The organism is Candidatus Poribacteria bacterium (genome assembly GCA_016866785.1).
Lineage (GTDB): Bacteria > Poribacteria > WGA-4E.
In genome coordinates this window covers 1-7052 of the sequence record VGLH01000165.1, presented here as the reverse complement: position 1 = coordinate 7052, position 7052 = coordinate 1, and the positions used below count along the sequence as shown (strand labels likewise).

Genomic DNA, 7052 nt, shown 5'->3' with positions numbered 1-7052 from the left:
GCAGTTGACGGTGATGCCGTGCGCGCCCCATTCGATGGCGAGGCTCTTCGTGATGCCGACGACGCCGGTCTTGGTTGCCGCGTAGGGCCCGATGGTCGCGACGCCGATGGAGCTCGTGATCGAGCCGATCGTCAGGATGCGGCCGAACCGCCGTGGAACCATGAGCCGCCCGGCTTCTTGGCAGCAGAAGAAGGTTCCCTTGAGGTTCGTGTCGACGATCCGATCCCAGACTTCCTCGGTGTACTCCGTCGTCGGCATGCGCGAGTTGGTGCCCGCCGCGCAGATGAGGATGTCCAGCTTGGAGTCGAACGCCTCGGCGACGCGCTGGAAGAGGGTGCGGATGTCGGACACACGGGATACATCGGCGGCGAACGCGTGTCCGCGCCGTCCGAGCGCCTCGATCTCGGCTGCAGTGGCGTCGAGCGTGGCTTCCGTCCGGGAAGCGATGGCGACATCGGCTCCGGCGCGCGCCAGCCCCAGCGCCATCGCTCTGCCGAGTCCCTTGCTTCCGCCCGTGACGAGAGCGTTCATCCCGTCGAGGCTGAAGCGCCGCAGATCCGTCATTCCGACGCGCTCGATTGGGACGGCGGCGTGAACGCCGTCAGGACATAGGTCTTGCGAGTGAACTTGGCGGGCGGACCCAAGTCGACGAACTCGTACTCGTACTTCACGATGCCGACACCGGGAGCCACCCAATAGCGCGCCGTCGGCGCGCCGCGCTGGGGAACGCCGTCGCCATCCGTGTCTTCGAGCGATGGGACGATGACATTGCCGTCGGCGCCCTTGCGCAACCCGGTCACCCATTCGTTGACGACATACGCGGAACCCGTGTAACGGGGCGTTGCGACGGAGGCGGCTCCGTCTGTGACCAGACGTTCGGCGAGGATCGCGGGCTGGGGAGCCAAACCGGTGCCCTTCGAGAGCTCGTTCGTTCGGAAGACCGTCCAGCGGGAGCCCTTGCGCATCGGGAACTGCCAGAACCGTCGCGGCGGGATGTGCCGTTGGAAGTTCGTCGAGCCGCCCGACAGGACGCCCTCGGATGCGCCTTCGAGAATGAGCCCCTGCGTCCCGCGCGTGACCTCGTCGTAGCGGATCGGCAGACCCTGTCCGTCGGTCAGCGGCTCCAGGTCCTGGGGTGATGAGAAGCGCAGGAACGCGACGCTCACCGGGAACGGCGACACGGCGGCGGCTTTGGTTCCGCCGACGAACGTCGCGCGAGCGAACACGCCGGGCTGACGCGTCAGAGCTCCCAGGCGCATGTGCAGTCCGTTGGCGGAGTAGAAGTCGTTCGGAGCCGGGGGTTCCCCAGTGGGATTCCCTGCGGCGTCGAGCGCCTCGTAGTTGGCGACCCAATGGATGAATCCGCTGATGATCCGTGTGCCGACGACGGCGACGCGGTACTGCTCTTCCGGAGCGTCCACGTTGGCGTAAGTCCACGTCGCGCCCAGCCCGAGCGGGAACTCCTGGATCGTCATCCCGTCGAACACGGGACCCTGGACGGTCGGTTCATCGTCCCCGCAGCTCGCGAAGACGAGCGCGGCTGTGATCGCCAGCAGAACCGGGTAAGGCTTGCGGATTACCATGTCACGACCAGCCTTCCTGTCTCACGGAATCCCTTGCCATCCTCGGCGACGTACATGTAGACGCCGTTACCGACCTGCTCGCCGCTCGCGTTGGTGAGGTTCCACTTCGAATCCGGGTCGAGTTCGCGCACGAACTGTCCCGTCATCGTGTAGATGCGGATGCGCATGCCGCGCGGGTAGAAGTGCAAATCCCCGTCGCCGGCGTGGTGGACCCGGTTCGGGATGAGCTGCATCTTGGGCTTCAGCGTCGACGGCGCGTACCGGAACGTCCCGCCCGCCACGACGTAGTCCCCGACCGCCCCCGACTGCGAGACGCCGCGCACGGAGTAGCGATACTCGCCCGGCAGCGCGAAGCTGCTGAGGACCAGATCGCCCTGCCAGAGCGTTCCGTCGACGAGATTCAGCTCGACATCGACCGTCGACCCGTCCGGCAGCGTGACCCGGAGCGTAGGCGTGGCGATGAGCGGCTCCGTCGATCGTACGGCGAGGTTCCACAGTCCCGGCTGAACCGTCCGCGTGGCGACCATGAACGCCGGCGCGGCAGGCGGGATCGGCGTCACGCCGTCCGACGCGATGGCGGGCTCGCCCATGACACCGCGACCGTCCACTGGCACGACGGCGTAGTAGTACCGGACGAAGGTGGGATTGAAGTTGGGCGATGCCGTGAAGACATCGCTATAGGTCGTCGTGTCCGTGTAGCTGGTATCCGTCGCGCGAATCTTGGCGACGATGTTCACCGGCGCGTCGGGGATCGAGTTGCCATCGCGGTCGCCAGCGTGCATGACTTCGGCGGCGTTGCGGAAGTTGAGGCTGTCCGAATCGCCGTCATACGGCGAATAGCGCTTGCGGATGACGTAGAGCTCTCGCGTGTCGGTCAGATCGTCGAGCTGCCAGGTGAGCTGGACGCCTCCGGTGGCTCCGGCGACTGCGCGAACGTTCGAGATGCGACCTCTCGGCTTCGGCCCGGCGGCGTAGGAGATGTAGTTCCCGCGCTCGACCGTGTCGGGACGGATGTTCGCCAGAATGAGGACGATTCGCCGGATGTCCGAGCCGAACCCCGGAAAGTCTTTCTGCCCTTCCTGCGAGAAGTGGTAGGTGAAGATCTCGTCGCGGACGATCTCGCCGTTACGCTTCTCGATGATGATGGGAGCCGCCCAGCCGCGCAAGCCTACGATCTGGAGCCAGCGCTGGTAATAGCTCCGGTCAGGCTTGCCGTCGGTGAAATCGATCAGCCCACCGGCGGCGATCAGCTCATCGACGTTCGCGCCGCGCACTTTGATCGAGAACGGGCGGTCGATGCCGTCGGTCGGGGCGTCGAACACGACATAGCGCGAGCCCATCGCGTCCGGGATGGCGTGCTCGTCGTAAAACCGGAACGCCGGGTAGCTCGCGTGGATGTCCGTCGGGTTGACGCCGATGGGGGGGTATCGCGCCGCGTCGCGGTATCCGGGGAACAGTCCCGCGCGTTCTGCCGTGAAGTAGTTCCAGACGGTAAAGGTCTTGAACGTCTCGACCCAGTTCGTGCTGTGGGTCGCCAGCAGGTCCCAGTAGTTGCCGAACTCGCGGCTTCCGCCGTCCGTGAAGGCTTCGTACAGGTCGCGGATGAAGTCGTACCCGAAGCGCTGGGTCAGGTAGTTGATGAAGATGACGTTCCCGTAGGCGTGACCCCCGCTCTGATCGAGGGGCAGGTCGGGCTTGATGAACCACTGGCGGATCTGCTGGTAGACCTGATCGACGCCGTTCGTCTCGCCGAGCTCGTCGGGGTCGTCGTAGTGATCGCCGTCGTCCACGAGTCCGCCATCGTAGACGCGGGACTCCATCCATGTCGCGGTGGACTCAGCGACCCACGCCGGCAGCTTCGCGTTGTAGGCGTACTGGGAGGAGTGGAGGAACTCGTGGGCGCACGTCGTCTCGACGTAGCGCTTGCCCTCCTCCTGCCCGAAGTACTCGTACATCTTCGAGTTGATCGCGAACCACAGCGAAGCGGTCACCGCCGTTGGGAGAACTCGGTCGAACCATTCCGAGACGGTGACGCCCAGGAACGGCGCGTTGAATAGATAGACATCCCAGCGCGTGTCGCCTTCGTTGTCGGGCCCCCAATAGTCGTCGAGCGGCTTGCGGAAGCCCATCACTTCGATCTCGAAGTGGTAGGACCGCTCGAACGCGTCGGCGACGATGTCCACGTAGTCGGGCACGCCGTTCTGGGGCTCGACATCTTCCATGGGCACGGCGTCTCGGCCGCGCGTCGTATAGTGGAAGACGAAGTGGATCGTCTCGAGCCGCTGCGACAGAGGCAACTCGGTGTACCACGGCCCGCCGCCGGGCTCGCTAGGTCGCTGGAAGAAGGGCTTGGCGAACCGGCGCTGATCGGGCGTCAGCAGGTTCCGCTGCGTCGCGACCGTCTGGAAGATGGGCGTCGCGCACCGGTCTGGGATCCGGGCGCTCCGAGTCGGAGCGGAGCCGTATTCGCGCAGTTTGGCATACGCCTCTTGGATCGTGGGACCAGGAGCCGCTTGGACGGTCGGTGCAAGGCAGAGCCCCAAGACGACAAGCGCTCCGAGGCAAGTGACGACAACGTATGCGGGGAGGTATCGGGAGCGTTCCACCTGTCGAGCCCTCAACCTGGGAAGCGAGTCACCTGGCAGGCATAGAATGCCACGACAGGCATTATGCACCGGGGCGTTACCGGTAGCAAGGCATTGGGCGACACCTGACTGGCGGAGCGATTCGGGGCCGTCGGCGGGTAGGTGGTTCCGACGACCCCGACAGCGGAGCCGCCGACGAACCCCCGCGGTGATCGTGCAAAGACGCGATCTACGCGAGCATTCGCGCGGACGGCGTCATGTCGCGCCCATGCCGCCGTCGACCATGAGTGTCTCGCCCGTGATGTAGGACGCCTCGCGCGACGCGAGGAAGAGGATCGCGTACGCGATCTCGATGGGCTCCGCGTGCCGGTTCAGGACGCCGACCTTGCTCGCCGCCGCGTTCGCCCGGTACTGATCTTCCGAGACGCCCCGCTCCGCCGCTCGGCGGAGGTGGTAGCCCGTGATCGTCGGGCCCGGGCAGACAGCGTTGACGCGGATGCCCTCCGCCGCATGCCCGACCGCCATCGCGCGCGTCAGCGCGAGAACCCCCGCCTTCGTCGCGTCATAGAGCGGCATGCCGCTCCTGCCGATGATCGCATTCGCCGACGACACGTTGACGATGCTTCCGCCGCCCGACCGCGCGATAACGGGAATGAGCGCCTTGCAGCAGTAGCCGATGGCTCTCAGGTTCGTGCCGAGGATGATGTCCCAGTCTTCCTGGGTCGCCTCGGTGACGAGTCCGAAGACGCGCACGCCGGCGTTGTTGACGAGGATCGTCGCGCCGCCGCAGCGCTCCGTGACGAACGGAACCAGCGACAACGCCTGCGACTCGTCGGACAGGTCGGCGGCGAAGGGCAGCGCCTTGCCGCCAGCGGCGTTGATCGCGTTGGCGACGCGCTGCGCAGCATCGGGTTCGCGATCCACGACGACGACGGCAGCGCCCTCCGACGCGAAGAGCTCCGCTGTCGCCTTGCCGATGCCCGAGCCGCCGCCCGTCACGACGGCGATCTCGTTCTGGAGTCGCATGGTCGGTCCTCCGTTGGGACGCTTCGCGCTCAACCGGCGTTCTCCATCGACTACAGGTGCGGGTTCGCCTGACTCCATTCGCTCAGCGGAGGCAGGATGCCGTCGGCGATTGTCTGGTCGCGGAGCGCGCGCAGGTGCGCGTAGGAATCCTGCAGCGCGAGCATGTCGTCCGCATCGCCTTGGGGCACGCGGTACCAGACGCCCGACTGGTCGAGCAGCGTGTCGGCTGCCATCATGACGCCTTCGTACTCGCCTTCGCGGATGTAGGCTCCGCAGGGCCAGGGGAAGGGGCTGCTGTCGACGACCGACTTGACCATCGCCGCGCTCAGGACCGACGGGGACTGGAACGAGCTGCGCCCGCGAAGGGAGATGATCCGGGCCCCTCCGCCGCGCACGTGCTCCTGGATTTTCCCCCAGTCCTCGGCGGAGAGATGCCCTTCACCGAGGTAATCCGTGAGCTTCTTGCCGTCGATGCGGATGTCGCCCTTGAAGACCGCCATCTTCTCGCCGTGTCCGCCATAGGTGCGGCAGCCGATGACTTTGTCCTGTCGAACGCGGAAGTGCTGTGCCAGCGCGGTCTGCAGACGCGTCGAGTCGAGCGCCGCGAGCGTCGAGACGCGGGCGGGTGGCAGTCCCGAATGGACGAGCGCGGTCAAGCCGGTGATGTCCGCCGGGTTGAAGATGACAACGAGGAACTTGAGGTCCGGGGCGTAGGTCTTGATCGCCTGTCCGAGTTCCTTCGCGATCTGACAGTTGTCGCGTCGCAGGTCTTCGCGGGTCATGCCCTCGCGACGGGGAGCGCCGCCGGAACTGATGACGTAGGACGTGCCCGTCAGGGCTTCCTGCACGGAGGTTGTCCACTTGACGTTCGCGCCGGGGAACCCGCAGTGGTAGATCTCCTCGGCAGCTCCCTCCAGCCCCTTCTCGAACGGGTCGTACATGACGATGTTGCCGGTGATGCCCATTTGAATGATGGCTTGCACCAGGTTCGAACCAATGGCGCCAGCCGCGCCGAACACCGCCAGCCGAGCGTCTGTCGCGTACTGCATGCGTTGTGCCTTTCCTTCTTCGAGTCGCCGCGTGCGAGTGTAGCGATGCGGAACCGACAGGTCAATGCTGCGCCGCCGTTAGAAGCGTATCAACTCCGGCGTCCTCCCGCCCGGAAGCTGCACGGTCCTGCCGGTCGGGGCTGCCCACGATCCCAAGAGGAAGAGCGGCTGACCCGCCCTCAGCGGCAGACGAACCGCGCCGCTTTCGTCGGGGACTGGGACCACTTCGCCCATGAGGTTTTGCACGCGCGACTGTCCGGCGCGCTGGACCTCCACGGCGAGGTCGCGGCTTGCCGTCCAGATCGCTGTCGCGTCTCCGACGGCGACGGCGAAGACGTCCTCGCCGAAGCCCTCCACGGAGCGCAGATCGCCGCCCGCGAGTGACGTACAAATCGTCGCCAGAGCTCGGTAGCCCGCTTTGGGCGTCAGGTCGTGGTGCAAGACGCCGAAGTTGTGCTCGTTGTAGAACGGGTCGTTCCCGTCGGAACGGAAGTCGTACCAGCTCACGTTCTGGCACGCGTCCGAGGCGACGGATGCAAGATAGGAGCGCGCCAGGAGCTCCGCCTGGGCGCGTTCGCTCGTCGCCCCCACCTGTGTGCTCCATCCCATCTCGGTGATCCACACGGGTCTGCCGCCCACCTGCTGAGCCGTAGCGCGCAGCTCGCGGATCAACCCCAGCTCCGACAGGCGGGAACGATACGGGTGGATCGTCAGCACATCGAAGGGCGCGCCGCGTTCCAGGCAGAAGTCGATGAAGCGCGTGTCGATGCCGGCAGTCGAAATGCCCAGCACGAGCGCGGTGGGGTCCT

Annotated in this window: 5 protein-coding genes; all 5 read right to left on the bottom strand. The window is 66.1% G+C overall.

The features are described 5' to 3' along the window. Window positions 1-804, bottom strand: an 804-nt coding sequence (locus FJZ36_17095) for an SDR family oxidoreductase (GenBank protein MBM3216616.1), incomplete at its 3' end; no start/stop codon positions are given. A 772-nt stretch (window positions 805-1576) separates the two neighbouring features. Further along, a complete protein-coding gene (locus tag FJZ36_17090) occupies window positions 1577-4189 on the bottom strand; it encodes a hypothetical protein (protein MBM3216615.1) in 2613 nt (870 codons plus the stop codon). Window positions 4190-4423: 234 nt separating this feature from the next. Next, a complete protein-coding gene (locus FJZ36_17085) occupies window positions 4424-5272 on the bottom strand; it encodes an SDR family oxidoreductase (GenBank protein ID MBM3216614.1) in 849 nt (282 codons plus the stop codon). Continuing rightward, window positions 5245-6243 carry a malate dehydrogenase gene (locus FJZ36_17080; protein MBM3216613.1) on the bottom strand — a complete coding sequence of 333 codons (999 nt, stop codon included), beginning with the start codon at window positions 6241-6243 and terminating at the stop codon, window positions 5245-5247. Before FJZ36_17080 ends, FJZ36_17085 begins: the two co-directional genes overlap by 28 nt. Before the next feature lie 78 nt (window positions 6244-6321). Further along, the coding region (locus tag FJZ36_17075; GenBank protein ID MBM3216612.1) for a hypothetical protein at window positions 6322-7052 on the bottom strand (731 nt) is incomplete at its 5' end.